Origin of the sequence: Paenibacillus illinoisensis NBRC 15959 (assembly GCF_004000925.1) — a bacterium.
GTDB lineage: Bacteria > Bacillota > Bacilli > Paenibacillales > Paenibacillaceae > Paenibacillus > Paenibacillus illinoisensis.
In genome coordinates this window covers 193,507-215,837 of the sequence record NZ_BIME01000003.1, presented here as the reverse complement: position 1 = coordinate 215,837, position 22,331 = coordinate 193,507, and the positions used below count along the sequence as shown (strand labels likewise).

Below are 22,331 nucleotides of genomic sequence, written 5' to 3'. Positions count from 1 at the left end.
AGAACCCTCCAATCGCTTTATAGAATGCGTAGATATCGACATATAAACGTAATGTATGCAGGATTTGTGAAAATAAGAAGAAAAGACATCCTGCGTTTACATCAAAACCATTGCGGATATAGCTGAATCATATATAATAGATGGGATTTGTATTAACGATGTGTTTATAGAAAGTGTACAGGGAAGTTGTACCTCAAGTTTAAGGGGGCGAGATGAAACATGTCAGATCAACAACCAATTATCCGGTTCGACCGGGTGACCCAGCAATACGATCAGGATGAAGCCGTATTGAAGGAAGTCAGCTTTGAGATTGAGCGGGGTAAATTTTATACGCTGCTTGGCCCATCGGGCTGCGGCAAAACAACGATATTAAGGCTGATCGCCGGCTTTGCGGAGCCGACTCAGGGCAGCATTTATTTTAACGGAGCATTGATCAACCGTGTCCCTGCCCATCAGCGCCAGGTTAATACCGTATTTCAGGATTATGCGTTATTTCCACATTTGAATGTATTTGAGAACGTGGCTTTCGGTTTGCGGATCAAAAAGATGAAAACGGCTGAAATACGCAGCAAAGTGTTGGAAGCCCTCAAATTCGTCAACCTGTCCGGGTATGAAAACCGCGAGATTGGCGAAATGTCCGGTGGACAACGTCAGCGGGTCGCTATTGCACGTGCGATTGTCAATGAACCTGAGATCCTGCTGCTGGACGAGCCATTGTCTGCACTCGATCTGAAGCTCCGGACCGAAATGCAGTACGAGCTGCGTGAGCTGCAGCAGCGTCTGGGCATTACGTTTATTTTCGTTACGCATGACCAGGAGGAAGCGCTGGCCATGTCGGATGAGATTTTCGTTCTAAACGGCGGCGTGATTCAGCAGAGCGGTACGCCGAATGACATCTATGATGAACCGATTAACCGTTTTGTGGCGGACTTTATCGGTGAATCGAACATCGTATCTGGCAAGATGAAGCAGGACTTCGTGGTGGAATTCGCTGGTGCACAGTATGAATGTGTCGACCAGGGATTGCAGCCGAACGAGCCTGTTGAGATCGTGATTCGTCCGGAGGATCTGGAGATTACGACCGAGGATCAGGGCAAGCTGAAGGTCAATGTTGACTCCCAGTTGTTCCGCGGGGTGCATTACGAGATTTCCAGTTATGACGATGCAGGGAACGAATGGCTGGTGCATTCCACGAAGAAAGCTGTCGTGGGCGAACGTATCGGGCTGTATTTTGATCCGGAAGCCATTCACGTCATGCGCTTCAACGAGACCGAAGAGGAATTCGACAAACGACTTGAAGCCTACCAAGAGGCCGTCCATGCAGAGTAAGGCGAGTACACGCAATGCGTATCTGATTCCATATGTATTATGGATGGTGCTGTTCGTTGTCGCTCCGGTACTGCTGGTTGTCTATTATTCGTTCTTTGATGTAGAGGGCAATTTCACGTTTGGCAACTATGCTCGGTTTTTCACGCCCGTATATATGCAGATGACACTGAGTTCATTCTGGTATGCCCTGCTGATTACGGTGTTTGCCCTGTTGGTTTCGTATCCGACGGCCTACTTGTTGACCCGGACGAAGCACAAGCAGCTGTGGCTGCTGCTTATTATTTTGCCTAGCTGGATTAATCTGTTGTTAAAAGCCTATGCCTTCATCGGCCTGTTCGGAACATATGGCCTCACCAACTCCTTGCTTGAAGTGATTGGCATCGGTTCACAGCAGATTCTGTTCACCGATTTCAGCTTTATTTTTGTATCGGTGTACATCTTCATCCCGTTCATGATTCTCCCGATCTTCAACGCGCTGGAAGAGATGAACCCTTCGCTGATTTACGCGGCGCGGGATCTCGGGGCTTCATCCTGGCTGACGTTTCGCCGGGTTATCTTCCCGCTGACGCTCACTGGAGTCAAATCGGGATGTCAGGCTGTATTTATCCCTGCGTTGTCGCTGTTCATGATCACCCGCCTTATTGCGGGTAACCGGGTTATTACGCTGGGAACAGCCATTGAACAGCATTTCCTCGTCACCCAGGACTGGGGGATGGGGTCGACGATTGCCGTCTTTTTGATTATTGCGATGGCGATCATTATGTTTCTGACCGGATCAGGGAAGAAGGAGGTGCGTAATGGGAAGAAACGGAAAGCTATCTAACGTTTATCTAGCTGTCGTCTTTGCGATCCTGTACGCACCAATTGCGTACCTGATCTTCTATTCCTTCAACAGCGGCGGTCACATGCGTAATTTCGAAGGATTCACACTGGAATGGTACAGGGAGGTATTTGCCGATACCCGGCTGCTGATCATTGTACTGAATACCTTTATTATTGCGCTGCTGTCTTCGGCTATCTCGACGATCCTTGGCGTGGCAGGTGCGCTCGCGATCTATCATGTGCGGCGTAAACGGACCAAGAATACGCTGCTATCTCTCAATAACGTATTGATTGTAAGCCCGGATGTCATCATCGGTGCATCCTTCCTGATTTTGTTCACCATGATCGGGATCAAGCTGGGCTTCACATCGGTCCTGCTGTCCCATATCGCGTTCAGCGTGCCGATTGTTGTCATCATGGTGCTGCCAAAACTGCAGGAAATGAGCCCAACGCTGATGGATGCGGCGCGCGATCTGGGCGCAGGCTCATGGCAGATCCTCACACGTGTAGTACTGCCATACGTTAAACCGGGGATTTTTGCCGGGTTCTTCATGGCGCTGACGTACTCCCTGGATGACTTCGCGGTAACATTCTTTGTAACGGGGAACGGGTACTCGACGCTATCCGTAGAGATCTATTCCCGGGCGAGACAGGGTGTGTCGTTGTCCATTAACGCACTGTCAACACTGCTTTTCCTGCTGACGGTGCTGCTGGTTATTGGCTATTACTTCATTAACCGCCGCGCTGCACGGACACCTGCCGGAAGGGGGCTGCGTCCATGAAGCAACTGGTACGGACATTTGCGATTGTCTTTGTGGCAGCCTTTGCCCTGATGATCCTGGCCTCCTATCTCAACAAGAGTCAGGGATACTCGGGCGGCAATACGCTGACCATCTACAACTGGGGCGATTATATTGACCCGGATCTGCTGACGGAGTTTGAAGAGGAGACAGGCATCAAGGTCATCTACCAGACGTTTGACTCCAATGAAGCGATGCTCACCAAGATTGAGCAGGGCGGAACAACCTTTGACGTAGCGATTCCTTCTGAATATGCGATTAGTAAAATGAAAGAAGAGAACCTGCTCGTTCCACTTGATCACAGCAAATTAACCAACCTGGACAATATAGATCCTGATTTCCTAAACTTGTCCTTTGACGAAGGCAATCAGTATTCCATTCCGTACTTCTGGGGAACGGTGGGCATTGTCTACAATTCTGAGCTGGTTGACGGATTGACGTTTGAGAGCTGGGATGACCTGTGGGACCCACGTCTGAAAAATCAGATCCTGCTGCTGGATGGTGCCCGTGAAGTCATGGGGATGGGACTGAACAGTCTGCATTATTCCCTGAATGACACCAATGAAGACCATCTGCAGGAGGCGCTGGCGAAACTGTCTACCCTGACGCCTAACGTCAGAGCCATCGTTGGTGATGAGATCAAAATGCTGCTGGCCAATGAGGAAGCGGCGGTGGGACTCGTCTGGTCCGGAGACGCTTCGGAGATTATGGATGAGAACGACAAGCTCGATTACGTGGTGCCTGAGGAGGGATCGAACCTCTGGTTCGATAATATGGTCATTCCGAAGACGGCAAGCAATATTGAAGGAGCACACCAGTTTATCAACTTTATGCTGGACCCGGATCATGCTGCACGTAATGCCGAATATGTCGGATACTCCACACCGAACGCCGAGGCACTCAAGCTGCTTCCAGAGGATATCTCCAGTGATGAGCGGTTCTATCCGGATGATTCACTGACAAGCAAGCTGGAAGTGTACGATAATCTGGGTAAAAAAATGCTTTCGCATTATAACGACCTGTTCCTTGAGTTTAAAATGCACAGCAAATAACAGCTGATCGGCCATAACAGACGCCGCACGAGCTGCATACTAGGCTGTATCACACCTGCATATATGCTTTTAAATCAAAATCCCCTGAATCCATTTAAAGGATCAGGGGATTTTTTTCTGACTACCTGCACTCCAAGCAAACAGCTCAGGTTGTTGCCATAACGGGTTTACACATAACGGAGAGGACAGACAAACTGGAGAAGCGAAGCGTGCGCCTAAAAGCTTTCTGAAAGAAAGCTACTTCGGAAGCATAAGCTATTCCCGGATTTCTCCCTGTCAAGGGGGAATCAAGGAAATCCGGGAATAACAGCGATCGGAAGTTGTCTGTCCTCGGAGTGGTTTAGTGTAAACGATATTTGGCCTACATGTTTCTTTTGCGACCCACAATTAACCAAGCCCCGCCCATAATCAGCACAATGGCCACGAACGGCTGAATAAAGGACATACTGCTCAGCATCGAACCGATGGACATAACCGTGAAGAAGAGCAGCGAGATCACCGTCAGGATGTTGATGGGAATGAGCAGCCACTTGTTTCGTCCGCCAAACCAGTACAATTCAAACAAACCAACAGCAACGGCAAGGATAAAGCCAGGCCACATGGTGCTCCAGTTACCAAAGAGCATGGCGATCTGGCTGACTACGCCGGCAGTCAGCAAAATACCGCCCGGTACAAGCAAGCCCACCCCTCTGCCAATCATGGAGAAGTACAGCCAGTGGAAGAACAGGCCGAGCGGAATTACGAACAGGGTAGGCCAGAAGTTGGCAAAGATCGTACCCGGACCGAGTGAACCTCCCTGGTTCAGGATCAGGTACACGCCCAGCAAAATGAGTACAGGCGCCAGGATCGTACGTTTAGCCATGATATCTCTCCTTTTCATCGTTTCATTAGAGTCATTCCGAACAGACATGAAGTCTTTTTTCTCGATACACACAGCATACCATGAATTGGAATTATCCATCCTCGGTCTTTGGCGTTAAAAAGAACCTAGACTTAAGTCTAGGTAGGGACCCCATGATCTTGGTATCAACTAGCTGTTACCTCGTTATTCCCTGAGCAAAAGGCCCATGGAGATTCAGGCCCGTCCAGCCCGGTATTGCCCGGGCGTCTGTCCGGTCCACTTTTTGAAAGCATTCTGAAATGCACTTTGCTCGGAAAAATGAAGGGCATAGGCAATTTCACCGACAGAATACTGTCCTTCCCGCAAAAAATTCAGGGCAAGCTCCTTCCGTACCTGAACGGAGATCTCATGGTACGTCGTACCTTCTTCACGCAATCTGCTTTGAAGTGTGCGAATGCTCACGCCGAGATGTTCTGCGGTGTGTTGTAATGTGGGAAAGGAGGCAGGAAGGCTGTCGATCAGCCAGCGGCTGACCTTGCCAGAGAACGTATGAGAAGGCTGCAGCAGATCCTTGCTTTTCTCGGCCATCGTTTCAAACAGCTGCAGCATCTTGGTATCCGAATAGAGAACAGGCTGACTGAGAATGTCTTTGGGCAGACGCAGCAGATTATGGTCATCACCGAATTGGGGAGCTACGCCGAACATGTCAATGTATGGGCTGAGATTTCCCGTATTATCCGGAGCCTCATGGCTAAAATGAACCTCTTTTACCACCACCGAGCGATTTGCCAGTTTGCGGATAAGATACAAGACGGATACGGACATGTCTTCCACACAATGACGGGACATCTGCTGCGGCGATTGCAAAAACAGACGGAGAACCACATCCTGACCATCTATCTCCCAATCCAGATTAAATCCGCTGTACAGAATGATGTTATACCGCTGATATGCAGCGAGGGCGTCACCGATCGTTTGGGAATGCATCATAACGTATCCGAGAATTCCCAGGTCCGCGAAGTCGAGAAGTAAGCCTTGATGTAAGCCGAAGTACAGATCATTTGAGTATGAAGAAGCCTTTTGTAACATTTGTTCCAGTTCTTCGACCGATATTCGGGCTTCAGCATGCTGCAATACAGCCGGGTCAAAACCGGCGAACTTGAAAAATTCTTCGACCTCATATCCCTGATGAACAAGGTTTTTCATGATGGGATACAGCAAAGAAATGGATACTCCGATATTGTGGTTGTTCATGTACCTCCATTTGCGCGAATGAGCAACATTTTCGGCGCCCTCGATCATTTGTTTCGATGTAAAGTCAACTTATGATAGGGATACGCCAGCTTCTTCGGCTTTCATTTATTATACAGGAGGAACCCAAGTATGAAATCCAATATTCTGGTGATTAATGGCCATCCTGATCCAGAGAGTTATTGTAGAGCATTATCCGATGCTTATATCCAAGGCGCCCGGAAATCCGGCAGTGACGTGAATTTGCTTGATTTGAGCCAAATGGAGTTTAATCCAAACCTCAAATACGGTTATCGTAAACGGACGGAACTTGAGGATGATCTGGTCAAAGCCCAGGAATTGATCCGTAGAGCCGATCATCTGGTGTTTGTGTATCCGTTGTGGTGGGGAGCGATGCCGGCTGTTCTGAAAGGATTTTTCGACCGGGTATTCCTGCCGGGGTTTGCCATGAGGTATCGAGAAGGCTCGCCCCTGTGGGACAAATTATTAAAAGGGAAGTCCGCGCAGCTCATCGTAACGATGGATACACCCCGCTGGTATTATCGTTTGATGTACAGGCAAGCCGGCCATCGGATCATGAGTTCAAATATTTTAAAATTTTCCGGTGTATCCCCGGTCCGCGTTACGGAGATTAGTCCGATCAAGGGATCTACCGAAGCATTCCGGCTAAAATGGCTGAGGAAAATTGAGGAAATGGGGGCCAAACAGGGAAAGAGATCATGAAGAGTCAATCCCAGCGATAGGCACTAATTCTAATAGTTCAATTGAAGTCCCGAATCCAAAGGCAATGGTTGAAGATTGTTCGTTGAACACGCAGCAAGCCCACTCCTCCTGGAGTGGGCTTGGTCGGTTTTGTTATACATTGAAATGCAGGTTATTTTACAACATCTGAATGTTTCTTGCCCCAGCTTTTTACCCCATCATCTTCGATAATGGAAATGGCTGCATCGGCAATATCCGGATTGGTCATCAATTTCTCCTGAACACGGAACTTGATATCATCGGCATCGGCCAGAGACAGTCCTTTGGTCAGCTCAATCAATCCCTCAACATGGTAATAACGACCTTCCTGGATAATGCGCATCATCTGGATATCGGCCACATGGGAGTCTGCCAGGATGGTCTGGGACACTTTGTCCTCAATATCCTGTGGTGCAGCTACCCCAATGAGTCCAATCATATTGTCGTATCCGACCCGGAAAGCTACGGCAATCATCAGACAGCCGATCAGGGTAGTCACAATACCATCCAGCAATGCGAAGTTGGTCAACGCAATGACAACGACAGAGATCAGGGCGAGCGTTGCCCCGAGTACAGCTACCACGTCTTCGTAGAACACCAGTCGTGTTGGTGGTGCAGCACGTCCGACGTTTTTGATCGCTGCAGGAACTAGGGCGAAACCGGACGCCTTGGGTGCACGTGCTTCCACAAGAATTTCTTTCATGGCTTTGATCAGGATGGCGCCGTCAATCACAATGTTCAAGACGAGCACACCGATGTTGATCCAGAGGCCGCCTGAATGACCAGCAGGATGCTGCAGCAGGTGAATTCCTTCATGGATGGTTTCGTAGGCCATAATCGTAACTACGATAACGGCAATCATGCAGAAAATGTTGATGACCCGTCCGAATCCGGTCGGGAAGCGGCGTGTCGGTTTTTTCTCGGACAGCACACTACCGACGAAGACGAATCCCTGATTGATGGCATCAGCGAGCGAGTGCATGGCTGAGGCAAACATGGCCCCGCTGCCGCTGAATAAAAAGGCTCCTCCTTTGCACAAGGCAAGTACGGCATTACCTGCCATAGCTACGGCCGAGGACGTATTTCCTTTTTTGACGAGAGACATAAAGCTCTCTGACTTTGCTTGATCAGCCACGTTGATTGTTCCTCCCAGAAGATTTGATAGGTGTAAAATTCAAGCTTCTTAGTTACATCTTGTGCATTACCACTAAATGTTATTATAACCCGCTTTACATATCCCAGCATTATGCAAAAAAGGCCATATTATTATATGGACAAAATTCAGAATATTGAATACGAGTAATTCATCCATATTTGATTCCTAAGAAAGCCATGCAAAAAAGGCACTCCTCAAGAGTGCCGATCGATGTATTCCTTGCAATCCATATGAATATTTAATGCTCAGATTTAATCAAACTTCCAACAGGACAAGCTTAGATTGCCGTATTGATATGCTTTGAATAACAGGGATGCCTTCTTGGTCTGATCGCCAGCTCCCATGGCCAGCAGTAGGGGAACAAAATGCTCTGGTGTAGGGACTGCAGCACGAGCGGATGGTGCCACCTTGTCATAAGCGAAGAGGGCTTCCGTATCCCACTGGACAAGCTTGTCCTCCAGCCATTGGTCAAACTCCATGGCCCAGGAGTCCACGCCGTTACTTTCCCAGTTCAGCTGGCGCAAATTGTGGACTGTGCCACCGCTGCCAATCACAAGGATATCCTGTTCGCGAAGTGAAGCAAGTGCTTGACCGATCTGATACTGCTGCTCATTCGTCAAGTAGCGATTCACGGAAAGTGCAATGACCGGGATATCCGCATCCGGGTAGAGCAAGCGAAGAACAACCCAGGCACCGTGATCCAGCCCGCGCAAGGAATCAGCCTCAGCGGGAATGCCAGCTTCCTCAAGCAGACGAAGAACATCTGCCGTTGTCTCAGCGTGACCTTGAGCCGGATATTTGATCTGATACAGTTCCGGCTGGAAACCGCCAAAGTCATAGATTGTCTCATATTGAGCCGTAGAGGATACAAGTTGAGTTGCAGACTCCCAATGGGCGGAGAACAAGACGATGGCTCGCGGTTTGGGCAGATCCTGTCCGAGTTTTTGCAGGAATTCGGTATAAACATTCTCCTCCAGTGCAAGTGAAGGTGCACCATGTGCGATAAAGAAGGAGGGCATCATTATGCATTCAGTCCTTTCGTATTGACGGCAGCCAGTTCAGCATCGCTGCGAAGCCATAATTGGAATTGATCGTAAAGCTCTGCGGTGACGTGATGTCCGCCATGATAAGGAACGTAAGTTACACTTCTAGCATGTTTACGGAAATAATTCGCATTGTCTTCACCCAGTTGCAGGGGAAACATGTGGTCCTGGTCTCCATGGGAGATAAATACGGCTAACGATGTTCCAGGCTCTATAGGATATTCGTCTTTTACAAATTGCGGAATGTATCCGCTCATGGCTACGATTCCTTTGATAGCATCGCCCATGATCAAGGAGAGCGTCATCGCCATAATGGCACCCTGACTGAAGCCCGCAATATAACGTCGCGCCGGATCAATGGCATATTCAGAGGACAAATCTCCGATCAGCTGCTGCAACCCCTGAACCGAAGCGTCAAACAGCTCACGAACAGGATTACCAATGCTTTTAATTTGAAAATAGGCATAACCGCTGCCCTGAACAAGGGGTCCCCGAACAGCTACGATAATAAAATCGGATTGCAGGGGTTCCATTAGACGAAGCATATCCTGCTCATCCGAACCCATGCCATGGAGGGCAAAAATAACGGGATATTGCTGATCTGTATTGTAATTCGAAGGCAATCGAACTTCATAAGTAAATGATGTATTCATTGGAATCACCGCCTGAAGAAAGTTATATTATAATAGTTCACTAATATGAAATAAATATTCTTATTTATGAACAAAATTTATCATGGATCCATTGTAGGGTCAATATTTTTTTTGTATTATGAAAATATGTTACGTATTAGAATATCTAAATAAATACTGAAATAACGTTGCTGATTGTGATGTTCATATTAAGCCCGAGGATGTGATCAGGATGCTGCAAGGGATCGTGCCTATTTTGAGAATATTTGATGAGGATAAGGCCAAAGAGTTTTACGTCGACTACCTGGAGTTTGTCGTAGATTGGGAGCATCGATTTGAAGAGGGGATGCCCTTATATATGCAGATATCGCTTGATTCCATTGTTCTTCACCTGTCCGAGCATCACGGCGATTGTACTCCGGGAGCTGCGCTGCGAATTGAAACGGATGATCTGGATGTGATGTGCAGCCGACTTAATCAGAAAAAATATAAACATTCCAGGCCGGGGATCACGGGTACACCTTGGGGAATGCGGGAAATGACCGTGACCGATCCATTTTGCAACCGGATCATATATTATGAGTCTCCCAGCGGACAGACTGAGGATTTGGCAAGAGAAGGGTAGGAGAAGCATTATGGATATTGGCTTGGCCATTCGGACGATTCGAAAACAGAAACAGATTACGATTATGCAAATGTGTGAGGGAACGGGATTATCGAAAGGGTTCATCAGCAATGTGGAAAATAACAAAACATCACCCTCCATTGCTACACTCGAAAGTATAGCGGATTATCTGGAGGTGCCCCTGCCATACCTGCTGCTCGCACCTGAACAGCGAATGAACGTCGTACGCAAGGACGAACGTCAGGAAACGACTGCGGGGAGCGGGTCAATCAAGGTACAGCATCTAACGGCAAAAGGGGCCATGCGCATGTCGATTGTGGAACTGCCGCCTGGTGTTTCCACAGGGGTTAACAAGCATGCCGGGGAAGAGAGTCACCTTGTCCTACAGGGCAGGATTCGGGCAGCACAGTGTGAGGACGTTGAGATATTGGAAGTTGGGGATTCGTTTAGCTGGAATGCCATCGTTCCCCATGAGGTAACGAATATTGGAGATGAGACAGCAGTCGTATTAATTGCGGTGTCCAAAGAACTGGATCTGGACCGTTTGTGGAACCAGTAAGGTAGGGGCATGCTTGCGTATGGCAATATGGAACAGACCGCCGGGACTTTCCCAGCGGTCTGTTTGCATTCCTCTTGGTTGTTTTACTGCGGATTGGTTGTCCAGATTCCAGCAGCTTTAACAAATACGCGGTCTGACAGCTTAAGCGTTGCCAGAGCAAGCTCGGCTACATCTTCCGCTTGCATCATGCGATCCTCGTCTCCGATTTTCAGACCTGCATTCGTAGCAAGCTCTGTATTTACCGTACTTGGTGTCAATGCCGTTACACGAATGTTGGATTTGCGTACTTCCTGCATCAGGGATTCTGTCATCCCGAGCAGGGCGAACTTGGATGCACAGTATGCCGAACCTGTAGCAAATCCGCGTTCGCCTGCAGTGGAAGCAATATTAATGATGCTGCCGCTGCTTTCTTTAATCATGCTCGGCAGCACGGCACGCGTGACGTAATATGTACCCATAACGTTGACATGCAGGATGCGCTCCCATTCTTCCGGCTCCATGTCGAGCAAGGTGCCGAAGCTGGCAATACCTGCATTATTGATGAGAATGTCAACCGCACCAAGTTCCATTTCTAGTGCTGCTACCGCTGCTTCGGCCTGTGTACGATCAGAAATGTCAGCTACAGCACTTGTGACTTTAATGCCATATGCCTCGCTTAACGTTTGCTGAAGGGCCTCCAGATCGGAAGCCGTACGTGCAATCAAGCCGAGATGCACACCTTCCTTGGCAAGTGCTTCGGCAATGGCGCGGCCAATACCTTTACCGGCTCCTGTAATGACAGCCGTTTTATTTTTAAGTTCCATGTGGGTAATTCCTCCTTATAAGTTGGAATGGCAGTTGATTATACTATATTACCCACAGTTCTGATATTTGCTTCATCACTACTTGGTGATACGGATGCTGCCAGAGGTGGTACGGGCCTTGATGACTTCCTTACTATTCATCGGAGATTCTGGTACATTTACATCTCCGGAAGTGGCACGTGCGTCATAGACTCCTTCAAAATCTGTTGCAGCCTGAATATAGATATCACCCGATTGTCCCGATACATCCATTGGGGCAGTATGGGACTGTTCAATATGAATACTGCCAGAAGTGAAACGGACATTGGCAGCTCCGTTTAGCTGTGTGATTTTAACATCTCCTGATGATATTTCACTGTTTACATTACCTTCTACCTGATCTGCAGTGAAGCTTCCGGAGGTTTGAGTTACAGTCATGTCGCCATCAATAGTTGAAGCCTTGATGTCCCCAGAAGTGAGATCCAGATCAATACGCGGAGCCGCTATATTTTCCAGACGAATGGATCCCGAGGTATTGTTGAGCTCAAGTAGCTTGGCATGTAAACCGGCCAACTTCCAGTCGCTTGAGGATGAATCAAGTTTAACCTCATTTAATTGGTGACCTTCAGGCAGGGCTACGGTGATTTTGGAATCCCGATCATTCCAATACAGGGTAAGAAACTGTAATTTCTGACGTTCTGTCTGAACTAGCTTGAACGTGCCCCCTGATAATGTGGCCTGTTCGAAACTTTGGATGACAACCGGGTCCCATTTACCGTCTACCTCAATATAACCATTGGAATCCGGGCTGACCACGAATTCGATATCTGCGCTAAAATTGGCATCCATAAATACATTTTGCAACTCATCATTTTTGAAATCCCACCGCTTGGAGTAAGCTTCCCGATCATCTCCGAACTGAACTCCATATATGGACGTTCCGAGCAAACCTATTCCGATACAGATGACAGCCAAAGCCAACCACTTTTTTGTACTCATGCGGAAACGTCTCCTTTCATCGTCTTCTTGTTCCATCTAATGTATTGTAGCGTGACTGCTTTGAAGCCCTTGAATACCCGTTTCGCTGCGATAGCGAATAGGATACCTACACCAAATGCCCCGATCGCCACGAACAGCTCAGCTTTATCAAACTGACTAAGAAAGAGGAAATCTACAGCGGCAGCGACAGGGGCCAAGGCCAGCAAGGACATACTGGCGATAACGAGCCACAGCGACCAGAGGGTTAATCCCAGAGGAATGCCCAGAATCAAATTCAGAAAAATCAGGCCAACAGCCGTAAAAAAATTGCGAGCTGCCCGATTGCTGTTTCTTGGCGGCCGCATTTCACCATAAGTCGGGGCGTAGAAGGGATCTGAACCCGGCAAGTTCACGTCATAGCGGTCACCGAGTGCTTCCCGTGCAATCTCTTCCGGACGGCCTAACTCGAGGGCAATCTCCTCTTCGGTTCTTCCTTCCTGAAGCCCGAGCTCGAAGTGCTGATCATAGTCTGCGAGCAGCTCCGCGCGTTCCTGAGGCTCCATTGGCCGCAGATGGATTTCCATGGCCTGCATAAATTGTTGTCTATTCATTATGGGTTCCTTCCTCAATCAGATTTGCGACGTTGCGCACAAATTCATTCCATTCCGTAGTCAGTGCCTGCATGTAGTCACGACCTGTGTCCGACAGCTTGTAATATTTACGGGGCGGTCCCTCGCTTGATTCCTGCAAATAGGTGGTGCAGTACCCGTCTTGAACAAGTCTGCGGAGTAATGGGTACAGTGCACCCTCGGCAACTTCAATATGTTTGGAAACCGCCTGAGCCAGTTCGTAGCCATACCGATCCTGGCGGTTAATCAGCACCAGGACGCATAGCTCCAGTACTCCCTTTTTGAACTGGATGTTCACGTTCACACAGGTTCCTCCTTCATCCTTCATCAATCACTAGTGTATATTGTTCAGTAGTCGTGAGATCATAATAGCATTCAGTACTGTATATTGCAAGGTAGTGATTTTAAAATAGTTCCGGATCACGAATCGGCCTTGAATGAAGGCCAAGTGATGAGTGCTGCCTTATCGATTTCTCATAAGAACAGCATACGCAAAACCCGGGTATGATGCCTCCGTCTGAAGACGGAGGACCACCCGGGTCTGTAAACTGAATCTTTTCTGTTTATTCTGCAGCTTCAAGCACTTTGAGATCTTTGACGGCTGGTCCTTCAATCACTTTTCCTGCAAAGTCGAAGCGGGAACCGTGGCAAGGGCAATCCCACGAGCGTTCTCCTTCATTCCATTCCACTTCGCAACCCAGATGCGTGCAGGTTGTATCGACCAAAAACAATTTGCCGCTGGTGTCCTTGTAAGCACCGGCCCGTTTGCCGTTATGACGAACAACGGCACCTTCGTCATTGCCGATCTCGCTGACGTCCTTGTGAACGATGCCTACTTTTCCGGAGATCAACTCTTTCGCTACATTCGCGTTTTCGATGATAAAGTTTTTCATACCGGGATCTGTCTTGAATCTGGCTGGATCGAAGACAGCGGCATGGGGATTGTCACGACCGGTGATACGATCTGCCAGGATATGTCCGGCCATCGTACCAGTGGTCATGCCCCACTTGGCGAATCCGGTAGCGACATAGACTCGTTCATGCCTTCCGGTAATTGGTCCAATATAAGGCACCTTATCAATGGATATCAGATCCTGTGCGGACCAGCGGAATGGAATGCTGCGGATGCCGTACGTTTCCTCTGCGAAGCTCTCGAGGCGCTCATAATGACCATAGGTGCAGATTCCTTGTCCGGTTTTATGGTTTTCCCCACCGAAGAGGATGAGTTCCTTCCCTTCATGGAGCACCTTGCGAAGAGAACGGGCTGGCTCATCATCCGAGATATACATGCCGCCGGCATACGGCTTTTGAGGTTCTACTGCAACCGCATAAGAACGCTCGGCGTGCAACCTTGTGAAATAAAAACCGGGGTCATACACCGGAAAGTGGGAGGCAACAACAACATGTTCTGCTGTCACGGATGGACCATTACCATAAGTCCGTACATGAAGTGAAGCATCTTCTTCCACGTCGGTGACTGTCGTATGCTCATATATCTGAACGCCTTGCTTAACGGCAGAATCAAGCAAATGGTGTAAATAGGCGAGAGGGTCAAAGCGAGCTTGACCGGGCATCTTAATGCCTGCTCTCGATGGAACTTGAATCGGAAGCGGATCGACCCACTGACCTGGAATGTTCAGCTTGCCGTAAGCGGTGAGCTCAATCTCCAGCTTTTTCAGATTATCTTCGGATTGAATGTACACATAGGCATCTTCTTCTGCCCACTGGCAATCGATCTGTTTCTCTTTTACGAGATTGCGCATCCAGTTGGCAGCCTCAGCATTGCCTTCATAATACATGCGTGCCTGTTCTTGTCCGAAGTGGTGAAGCAGTTCATCGAAAATGACCCCATGCTGCGCAGAAACCTTGGCTGTTGTATGTCCGGTTGTACCATCCAGTACTTTCCCGGCTTCCAGCACCACAACACGCATCCCGGTTTGGGCAAGCAGATAGGCTGTTGTGATGCCTGCAATCCCTGCACCAATAATGGCTACATCTGCACTGATATCTTCAGTAAGCTTCGGGTAGGCATCAAATTCATGAGTGGCCCTCCAGATGGATTCCGGTATGGGGGGCAGGCCCGTAGGGGGCTGTTGATTGTTGCTCATTCAATTGTCCTCCTTGATCTTTCTTCAGGTCAAAAATGAAATGGTTCGTATCCCACGTAAGCGCGAAGGGGATGTACTCCTATCCATGATTGCCACACTGCGTCAGAATAAAACGAGGTGGCAGAGACTTTACTAATCATTGTTCACATTTTCCTGAAGAGGCCCCCTATTTTTTTTGCCAGACATGCATTATGATAAGATTATCGAAACCGTTTTAGTAAATGTGAAAAGGCAACGTGTACAGATGTATAAATGCTGATTTAACAATGTTTTTACCTATATAAAACGAGTCGAAGATTTATCGGAGTGCACAGTGTTCATTACATTTTATGTATTCGCTATCATTAGCCAATAAACGATCTGAAGTGCAAAGGAGATTTCAACCCATGACTAATCAAACCAAATATCCATTTCAGGATACAACGCTCGAACTGGACGCAAGGGTTAAAGACCTAGTATCCCGTCTGACAGAAGATGAAAAGATCGAATCCATGCTGCAATACCAGCCAGCGGTAGAACGCCTGGGTATTGCTGCTTATAAACACGGAACAGAAGCCGCTCATGGCCTGGCATGGCTTGGCGAAGCTACATCCTTCCCGCAGCCTGTTGGACTGGCTTGCACATGGGATGCGGAACTTATGAAAGAAATCGGTTCTGTCATTGGGGACGAGGCGCGTGTGTTCTACAAACGCAATCCGGCTGTGAATGGTCTCACCCTGTGGGCACCTACAGTTGATATGGAACGTGACCCGCGTTGGGGCCGCAATGAAGAGGCTTATGGCGAAGATCCCGAACTGACTGCCGAACTTACCACAGCACTGGTTAAGGGGATTCAGGGAGATCATCCGAAATATTACAAGGCTGTTGCAACGCTCAAGCACTTCCTTGCCAACAATAATGAAGTGGATCGCGGAAGCGGCTCATCGAGCATTGATCCACGCAATATGCGTGAATATTATCTGAAGGCATTCGAGAAGCCGTTCAAGGAAGGCGGAGCGCAGTCGATGATGACCGCGTATAACTCCATTAACGGTACGCCGGCGCTGCTTCATCCTTTTGTGAACGAAATTGTCAAAGGCGAGTGGGGTATGGATGGTTTCATCGTCAGCGATGCAGGCGATGTGATGGGGATCAAGAACGATCATAAGTACTATGATTCTCATACACCGGGGACGGTGGAGTCCGTAAAAGCGGGAATCGACAGCATTACCGATGATGCGGATCTGTCCAAGCAAGCACTGCGCGAAGGCCTTGAACAAGGAACGCTAACAATGGAAGATATCGACCAGGCATTGTTCAATACATTCCGTGTACGTTTCCGTCTGGGTGAGTTCGATCCGGCTGAAGGCAACCCGTATGCATCCATTGGCGAAGAAGCGATGATGACAGAGAAGGCAAAAGCACTTTCGCTCAGAGCGGCAAGAGAACAAGTTGTATTGCTCAAAAACGATAAAGGTACGCTTCCGTTGGATAAAACAAAATCAGGCAAAGTGGCTGTTATTGGTCAGCTGGGCGGCACCGTTTACCGTGACTGGTATGCTGGCACCATGCCTTACAGCGTATCTCCGCTTGAGGCGATCAGCGGCAAGGTAGGCAGCGATAAGGTTGCGTTCAAGGATGGAAACGACCGGATTACATTGACTTCGGTAGCGAATGGAAAAGCAATCGGACTGGCTGAAGGTGAGAAGTCACCACTCATTGCATCGGGAGAAGCAGAGACGTTCACGCTGACGGATTGGGGCTTCGGCAGTCTGACTCTGCAGGCAGAAAGCAATGGCAAATATCTGACCACGGATGAAGAAACGGTAACGGCTTCAGCAGATGAAGTGTACGGCTGGTTCGTGAAGGAAGTATTCCACTTGCTTCCGCAGGAAGATGGTAGTGTTGGTCTGACAACATGGAATGGCAAAACGGTTACCTCGCCAAATGGCGGAAACGACGCATTTGCCGTGTCAGAAGAGCTGAAGTCTTTTGGTGCGACCGAGACGTTTAAGAAGGACATCGTTGTGAACGGGTTGGATGAAGCTGTAGCAGCAGCGAAAGAAGCAGAAACGGCCATTGTATTTGTCGGGAACAATCCGCTTGTGAACGGGAAGGAAGAGATTGACCGTCCAAGCCTGGATCTGGCTGAATCCCAACAACGTCTGGTTGAGGCTGTCTATGCGGCCAATCCGAACACCATTGTGGTTATTGTGGGCAGTTACCCGTTCACATCCAATTGGGTTCAAGAGAACATCCCGGCTGTATTGTACACTTCCCATGCAGGACAGGAACTGGGTACGGCTGTCGCCGACGTGCTCTACGGAGATTACGCACCAGCAGGCCGTCTGAACATGACATGGGTGCAATCCGCAGATCAGTTAACGGATATCAAGGACTATGACATCATCCAATCCGGACGTACGTATCAGTATTTTGAAGGCAATGTACTGTATCCATTCGGACATGGATTAACGTACGCTGCGTTCAAATACAGCAACCTGGAGTTGAATCCTGACCAAGCGGGAATAGAAGGAACGGTCAAAGTAACCGTCGACGTAACCAACACCGGAACCATTGCCAGTGATGAAGTGGTACAGTTGTATGTACGCGCCGGCAAATCCCGGGTGAAACGTCCACTCAAAACGTTAAAAGGATTCCGTCGTCTCCATGTTGAAGCTGGCGCAACCGTAAAAGTGAGTTTCAACTTGCCAGTACAGGAACTGGCCATCTGGGATGTCACCCGTGATCGTTATGTGGTTGAAGCAGGAACGTATTCGATCATGGTCGGCAAATCGTCATCCGATATTCAGCTTGTTGCTGATCTGACGGTCGATGGTGAAACGATCCCTGCCCGTAATTTGAGCGTGGTGACCCGTGCTGAGAATTATGATGCTTACTTTGGTGTGGATCTGGATGAGAGCAAAGAAGGTGGAACTTCTGTCCGCGTGACGGGTGAACAAGGATGGATTGCTTTCAAAGACGCCGATCTGGGTGATCATGCAGCAGTCATTGAAGCACGTGTATCGTCAGAACAGTCTGGTGCAGCACTTGAAGTTCGTCTGGACGCAGCAGATGGAACACTGGCAGGACGTGTCGATATTGCACAAAGTGGTGCACAGCAATGGTCTACGGTGAAAGCCGATCTTCAAGGTGCAGCAGGTCAACGAGACATCTATCTTGTATTGTCTGCAGGTGTACGCATAAGTCATTTTGAGATTCGCTAAATAAACGGATAGAATGAGCTTACCGCATATTGAATAATTGAATAGAAGAAAGCCTCCGAATCAGATTCGGGGGCTTTTCGACTTGAGCATCGATATGTAAATTATTTGCCGTCAAACGTAATCAGTTTGTTCACGAATTGTTTCAGTTGCTGGCTGGTTTCATTCAGCTGTTCAATGGTACTCATGAAATTGTTGACGAGTTCCGCCTGTTCCTGCGAGCTGGCGGTAATCTCTCCAAGCTCATTTTCCATCATTTGAATGGATTGCCGGACAGAGAGGAGGGATTCTTCAATTTGGGTGGTGGCTTGCTTGGTATCTACCGACAGTTTGCGGATTTCCTTTGCAACGACGCCGAATCCTGCTCCTGCATCACCTACACGGGCAGCCTCAATGGCTGCATTTAACCCGAGCAGGTTGGTTTGTTCGGAAATTTCCCGAATGAAGCTCGCAACCTGAGTTACGTTTCCTGATTTCTGTACAGCTTGTTTGGAGTTATTCCGAATTTCCTCGGTTGTGGCGCTCAGCTCCTCGGAATGTGCAGCCACATGCTGCACGCTATCAATAAGCTGATTGGTCAGATGCTCCGTCGCTTCCATGAGCTGCTGTAACTGAGCCTGATCATCCATGCTGTAGAGCAGATTGAATATGGCAATGACCTCACCCTGTTCGTTTTTGATCGGCAGATACGATACATCAAATGGAACACCGAATAATTCTTTGGGGTAATGATCGAATTGTTTCTCCGTAGTGCCTTTCAGATCGGCAAAATTACGATTGGGCTCAAGCAAAGGATCTCCCGCTTTGAATTCCAATTGCTTTAAGGACTCTCCTGCAGAAAAGTACAGGAACTTCTCTCGATCAATGATGGAAAGGGTTACATCCTGGCGTATGGTATCACGGAAAAACGGCATGCATGTAATGAGTGCTTGAATAATATCCATAATTGGGTAAATGCCTCCTAAAATGTTTAATATAGAAAAGTACCAAAGTTTATTTTAGTAACCACCTATATAGTATATCGACATGCAATAAAGAAGTGAGTAGTGAAAACCAAAAAAATCTCACCGAAAATACACGCAATTCATCCTCCGCGTATTTTCAATGAGAATATTGATTGGGATCATGCTATAACGGTTCAAGGCTCACTATAACAATTTGTTGGTCTCTTAACGTTGCCTGCACATCCACCAAGCGCTGATTACGGCTTCCCCGAAAAGGTAAGGACACATCCCGTTCGGAAGCCACGTAGGGGCCATCTACAATGACATCACACAGCCGAGCCAGTTCAGCCCTTATCGGATCTGCAACAAGCTCTTCATAGGTAAATCCCGTATAGGCCCACACTGTCCGGTCAGGGCATGCATCGCGGAAACGGAGAACCCAAGGGAGGCATTCCTCTGCTGAGAAAAAGGGATCACCTCCGCATAATGTAACCCCATCCAGCAGGGGATGGGTAGTTACCTCCTGCAAAATCTGCTGCTGCCGCTCTGCGGTGAACTGTTCCCCTGCCCGGAAGCTCCATGAATCCGGACTGAAGCATCCTGGGCAGGCATGGCGGCACCCGCTGATGAAGATGACGGCTCGCAGACCAGGTCCTTCATTTATGGACTCGGGAATATATCCGTACAGATTCACTTGTGTTTCACCCGATCCCGCACTTCGGCCTGTTTCGCGGAATTGAAGCGTACCTTGTAGTCGCCGGTAAGATAACCGGTAACCCGGCGCAATCGCTGAAAGTGCACGTGGTCCTCATGTGCCTCACACCCAGGACATACATCACCGATGACACCTTCATATCCGCATGCCGGACAGCGGTCAATCGGGTGATTAATGGAGAAATAACCAATGTCCTGAGCGAGTGCATATTGAACAATACGCTGGAAGGCACTGGTATTGGCCCGTACATTTCCATCCAATTCAACATAGGATATGGCTCCGGCATTGCATAGCGTATGGAAGGGAGCCTCTAGTTCAATTTTACGGTAAGCTGGCAGGGTGTAATAGACCGGAATGTGAAATGAATTGGTGTAATATTCCCGATCATTGACCCCAGCAATGAGGCCATAGCGCTCGCGGTCAATCTTGGTGAACTTGCCGGATAACCCTTCGGCAGGCGTGGCGAACAGCGTAACATTCAGGTTATGCCGTTCACTCATGTGATCACAGAATTCACGCATGGTGCGGATAACGTTCAACGCCTCACGGTGGATATGAGGGTCCTGTCCATGGTGCCGGCCATACAGAGCGGTCATGCATTCGGCAAGCCCGATAAAACCAATGGACAAGGTGCCATGCTTCAACAGTTCGGCTACCGGTTCATCTGGTGCGAGCTGCTCACCGCCTTCCCACACGCCTTCCCGCATCATGAAGTCAGATGCCTTGGCAGGCTGTGCTGTTTGGATACGATAGCGGTGCAGCAGTCCGGAAGCAGCGCGTTCCATCACCTCTTCGAGAGCTTTATAGAACCCCGTACGGTCGGCGACGGCCCGTGCACCCTGACAGATGCCATAGCGAATGCCGAGTTTGACCAGATTGATGGTATTGAACGAAAGGTTGCCTTTACCGCTCTGCCGATTTCGTCCGAAGCGGTCTGCCAGCGTACGTGTACGGCATCCCATGGTGGCGATGATGGTATCCGGATCCTCAGGATGATAATAAGGCAGGTTGAATGATGCATCCACGTTGACAAAGTTCGGATACATGCGCCGGGAAGAGCAAGTCACGGCTAGACGGAACAAGTCGTAGTTGGGTTCCCCTTGAGCCTGGTTAATCCCCTGCTTGCACTGGAAGATATGCTGTGGAAACACGGGGGTTTCCCCGCAACCAAGGCCGCGGATGGTTGCTTCCAGTAGGGAACGGGATACAAGCCTGCCTTCGGCTGAGGTGCATAGTCCATAGTTCAGCGAGGTAAAAGGAATCTGTCCTCCTGCCCGGCTGCTCATGGTATTCAGATTGTGAATCAGGGATTCGGCAGCCTGTCCGGTCTCCAGTTCTGTTTCCTCACAGGCAAAAGCAAAAGCACGCGGGCATGCTTCTCGTGCCACTGGACTATCCAGGTGCAGATGCTCGTCGTCAATCTGTGTGTGCTCTCCAAGCAAACGCTGTCCTTTGCGATAATGTTTGCGGAAGGAGCGCTGTACATAAGGAGCCAGATCCCAGTCGATTTTGTTGGCCGATACCCCGCCGTACTGACTGTTTTGCTGTGATTGAAATATGATGGCGACGAGCGCCATTGCCGACATGATGGTCTGGGGTGTACGCACGGAGCCGTTACCCGTATTGAAGCCGGATGCTAACAGTCGGTCAAAAGGAATAAAGATGCAGTTGGTTGTTCCAAGTGCATACTGATCCAGATCATGCACATATAGGTCTCCATTCTCCACAGATGCAGCAAGCTCTTCCGGCAGCACATGACGAAGAGCATGCCACTTGGCCGTCTCCGAGCCGAGCCTGCTCATCTTGCCGCTGAACGAATCGCCATTGAGGTTAGCGTTCTCCCTCAGTGTGTCCGCGTCTTCTGCGCCAATAATTCGTCTTCCCAGGTCGGATAATAGATCGGATGCCGGTGGAGTGGCATACTCAAGCAGGTTCATGTGAGATTCCTCCCAAATATTGATTTATAATATCGGTCATTTCATTTAAACACTATATGTAGACTTGCATTATCCATTTATAAACTATATGTGGATTTTTGGGTGTGATCATTCTCACATAGTAACCTTCTATCAGCACGAGTTGCAGAGGGGGGAATGGATAAAGGTTTTCAAAGTGAACCGG

At 48.8% G+C, this 22,331-nt stretch carries 22 protein-coding genes; 9 read left to right on the top strand and 13 right to left on the bottom strand.

The features are described from left to right. Positions 1 to 219: 219 nt before the first annotated feature. The 4 genes from PIL01S_RS09625 to PIL01S_RS09610 are packed head-to-tail and all read left to right on the top strand — an operon-like array spanning position 220 to position 4,003. Complete coding sequence (locus tag PIL01S_RS09625) at positions 220 to 1,329, top strand: ABC transporter ATP-binding protein (protein ID WP_127537357.1); 1,110 nt, start codon at positions 220 to 222, stop codon at positions 1,327 to 1,329. Next, entirely contained in the window at positions 1,319 to 2,152 is an 834-nt protein-coding gene (locus PIL01S_RS09620) for an ABC transporter permease (RefSeq protein ID WP_127537356.1), read from the top strand. The genes PIL01S_RS09625 and PIL01S_RS09620 overlap by 11 nt, the downstream gene beginning before the upstream one ends. Further along, positions 2,127 to 2,933 (top strand): ABC transporter permease, encoded by an 807-nt coding sequence (locus PIL01S_RS09615; protein WP_095360086.1) that lies wholly within the window; start codon positions 2,127 to 2,129, stop codon positions 2,931 to 2,933. Before PIL01S_RS09620 ends, PIL01S_RS09615 begins: the two co-directional genes overlap by 26 nt. Next, positions 2,930 to 4,003 (top strand): ABC transporter substrate-binding protein, encoded by a 1,074-nt coding sequence (locus tag PIL01S_RS09610; protein WP_127537355.1) that lies wholly within the window; start codon positions 2,930 to 2,932, stop codon positions 4,001 to 4,003. Before PIL01S_RS09615 ends, PIL01S_RS09610 begins: the two co-directional genes overlap by 4 nt. Before the next feature lie 361 nt (positions 4,004 to 4,364). Here the strand turns inward: PIL01S_RS09610 and PIL01S_RS09605 are convergent, their stop codons facing one another. Then, positions 4,365 to 4,865, bottom strand: coding sequence for a hypothetical protein (locus PIL01S_RS09605; protein ID WP_127537354.1), 501 nt, complete (start codon positions 4,863 to 4,865; stop codon positions 4,365 to 4,367). 213 nt (positions 4,866 to 5,078) lie between these two features. Beyond that, positions 5,079 to 6,098: an AraC family transcriptional regulator gene (locus tag PIL01S_RS09600; RefSeq protein ID WP_127537353.1), complete on the bottom strand. Its 1,020-nt coding sequence runs from the start codon at positions 6,096 to 6,098 to the stop codon at positions 5,079 to 5,081. A gap of 129 nt (positions 6,099 to 6,227) precedes the next feature. Here PIL01S_RS09600 and PIL01S_RS09595 point away from each other — a divergent pair, with 129 nt between their 5' ends. Next, a complete protein-coding gene (locus tag PIL01S_RS09595) occupies positions 6,228 to 6,818 on the top strand; it encodes an NAD(P)H-dependent oxidoreductase (RefSeq protein ID WP_127537352.1) in 591 nt (196 codons plus the stop codon). A gap of 151 nt (positions 6,819 to 6,969) precedes the next feature. On the opposite strand, the gene PIL01S_RS09590 is transcribed toward PIL01S_RS09595, so the two are convergent. The 3 genes from PIL01S_RS09590 to PIL01S_RS09580 all read right to left on the bottom strand — a co-directional run bounded on the left by PIL01S_RS09590 (position 6,970) and on the right by PIL01S_RS09580 (position 9,688). After that, positions 6,970 to 7,941 carry a cation diffusion facilitator family transporter gene (locus PIL01S_RS09590; RefSeq protein WP_127537633.1) on the bottom strand — a complete coding sequence of 324 codons (972 nt, stop codon included), beginning with the start codon at positions 7,939 to 7,941 and terminating at the stop codon, positions 6,970 to 6,972. A 302-nt stretch (positions 7,942 to 8,243) separates the two neighbouring features. Next, positions 8,244 to 9,014, bottom strand: a complete 771-nt coding sequence (locus PIL01S_RS09585) for a DODA-type extradiol aromatic ring-opening family dioxygenase (RefSeq protein ID WP_127537351.1) — start codon at positions 9,012 to 9,014, stop codon at positions 8,244 to 8,246. Then, entirely contained in the window at positions 9,014 to 9,688 is a 675-nt protein-coding gene (locus PIL01S_RS09580; protein WP_127537350.1) for an alpha/beta hydrolase, read from the bottom strand. Before PIL01S_RS09580 ends, PIL01S_RS09585 begins: the two co-directional genes overlap by 1 nt. 211 nt (positions 9,689 to 9,899) lie before the next feature. Between PIL01S_RS09580 and PIL01S_RS09575 the strand changes: the two genes are divergently transcribed. After that, on the top strand, positions 9,900 to 10,292 hold the full coding sequence (locus PIL01S_RS09575; protein ID WP_127537349.1) for a glyoxalase superfamily protein: 393 nt from the start codon (positions 9,900 to 9,902) through the stop codon (positions 10,290 to 10,292). Between the two features lie 10 nt (positions 10,293 to 10,302). Continuing rightward, complete coding sequence (locus PIL01S_RS09570; protein ID WP_127537348.1) at positions 10,303 to 10,851, top strand: helix-turn-helix domain-containing protein; 549 nt, start codon at positions 10,303 to 10,305, stop codon at positions 10,849 to 10,851. An 83-nt stretch (positions 10,852 to 10,934) separates the two neighbouring features. Here PIL01S_RS09570 and PIL01S_RS09565 read toward each other — a convergent pair whose 3' ends face one another. The 5 genes from PIL01S_RS09565 to PIL01S_RS09545 all read right to left on the bottom strand — a co-directional run bounded on the left by PIL01S_RS09565 (position 10,935) and on the right by PIL01S_RS09545 (position 15,348). Further along, entirely contained in the window at positions 10,935 to 11,654 is a 720-nt protein-coding gene (locus PIL01S_RS09565) for a 3-ketoacyl-ACP reductase (protein WP_127537347.1), read from the bottom strand. 78 nt (positions 11,655 to 11,732) lie between these two features. Beyond that, the gene (locus PIL01S_RS09560) at positions 11,733 to 12,632 is read right to left on the bottom strand and encodes a DUF4097 family beta strand repeat-containing protein (RefSeq protein WP_164764202.1); all 900 of its coding nucleotides are present in this window, start codon (positions 12,630 to 12,632) and stop codon (positions 11,733 to 11,735) included. Further along, positions 12,629 to 13,222 carry an HAAS signaling domain-containing protein gene (locus PIL01S_RS09555; protein WP_127537345.1) on the bottom strand — a complete coding sequence of 198 codons (594 nt, stop codon included), beginning with the start codon at positions 13,220 to 13,222 and terminating at the stop codon, positions 12,629 to 12,631. Before PIL01S_RS09555 ends, PIL01S_RS09560 begins: the two co-directional genes overlap by 4 nt. Beyond that, the gene (locus PIL01S_RS09550; protein WP_127537344.1) at positions 13,215 to 13,544 is read right to left on the bottom strand and encodes a PadR family transcriptional regulator; all 330 of its coding nucleotides are present in this window, start codon (positions 13,542 to 13,544) and stop codon (positions 13,215 to 13,217) included. The genes PIL01S_RS09555 and PIL01S_RS09550 overlap by 8 nt, the downstream gene beginning before the upstream one ends. A gap of 259 nt (positions 13,545 to 13,803) precedes the next feature. Then, a complete protein-coding gene (locus PIL01S_RS09545; protein ID WP_127537343.1) occupies positions 13,804 to 15,348 on the bottom strand; it encodes an FAD-dependent oxidoreductase in 1,545 nt (514 codons plus the stop codon). Between PIL01S_RS09545 and PIL01S_RS29445 the strand changes: the two genes are divergently transcribed. Together PIL01S_RS29445 and PIL01S_RS09540 are read left to right on the top strand one after the other, a co-directional pair. Beyond that, positions 15,338 to 15,484, top strand: a complete 147-nt coding sequence (locus PIL01S_RS29445; protein ID WP_164764201.1) for a hypothetical protein — start codon at positions 15,338 to 15,340, stop codon at positions 15,482 to 15,484. The genes PIL01S_RS09545 and PIL01S_RS29445 overlap by 11 nt on opposite strands. Before the next feature lie 250 nt (positions 15,485 to 15,734). After that, a complete protein-coding gene (locus PIL01S_RS09540; RefSeq protein WP_127537342.1) occupies positions 15,735 to 18,554 on the top strand; it encodes a glycoside hydrolase family 3 C-terminal domain-containing protein in 2,820 nt (939 codons plus the stop codon). Between the two features lie 101 nt (positions 18,555 to 18,655). Here the strand turns inward: PIL01S_RS09540 and PIL01S_RS09535 are convergent, their stop codons facing one another. The 3 genes from PIL01S_RS09535 to PIL01S_RS09525 all read right to left on the bottom strand — a co-directional run bounded on the left by PIL01S_RS09535 (position 18,656) and on the right by PIL01S_RS09525 (position 22,147). Next, positions 18,656 to 19,495: a methyl-accepting chemotaxis protein gene (locus tag PIL01S_RS09535; protein ID WP_127537341.1), complete on the bottom strand. Its 840-nt coding sequence runs from the start codon at positions 19,493 to 19,495 to the stop codon at positions 18,656 to 18,658. A gap of 184 nt (positions 19,496 to 19,679) precedes the next feature. After that, positions 19,680 to 20,189, bottom strand: a complete 510-nt coding sequence (gene nrdG, locus PIL01S_RS09530) for an anaerobic ribonucleoside-triphosphate reductase activating protein (protein WP_127537340.1) — start codon at positions 20,187 to 20,189, stop codon at positions 19,680 to 19,682. Beyond that, positions 20,186 to 22,147 (bottom strand): anaerobic ribonucleoside triphosphate reductase, encoded by a 1,962-nt coding sequence (locus tag PIL01S_RS09525; protein ID WP_127537339.1) that lies wholly within the window; start codon positions 22,145 to 22,147, stop codon positions 20,186 to 20,188. The genes nrdG and PIL01S_RS09525 overlap by 4 nt, the downstream gene beginning before the upstream one ends. Positions 22,148 to 22,331: the final 184 nt, after the last annotated feature.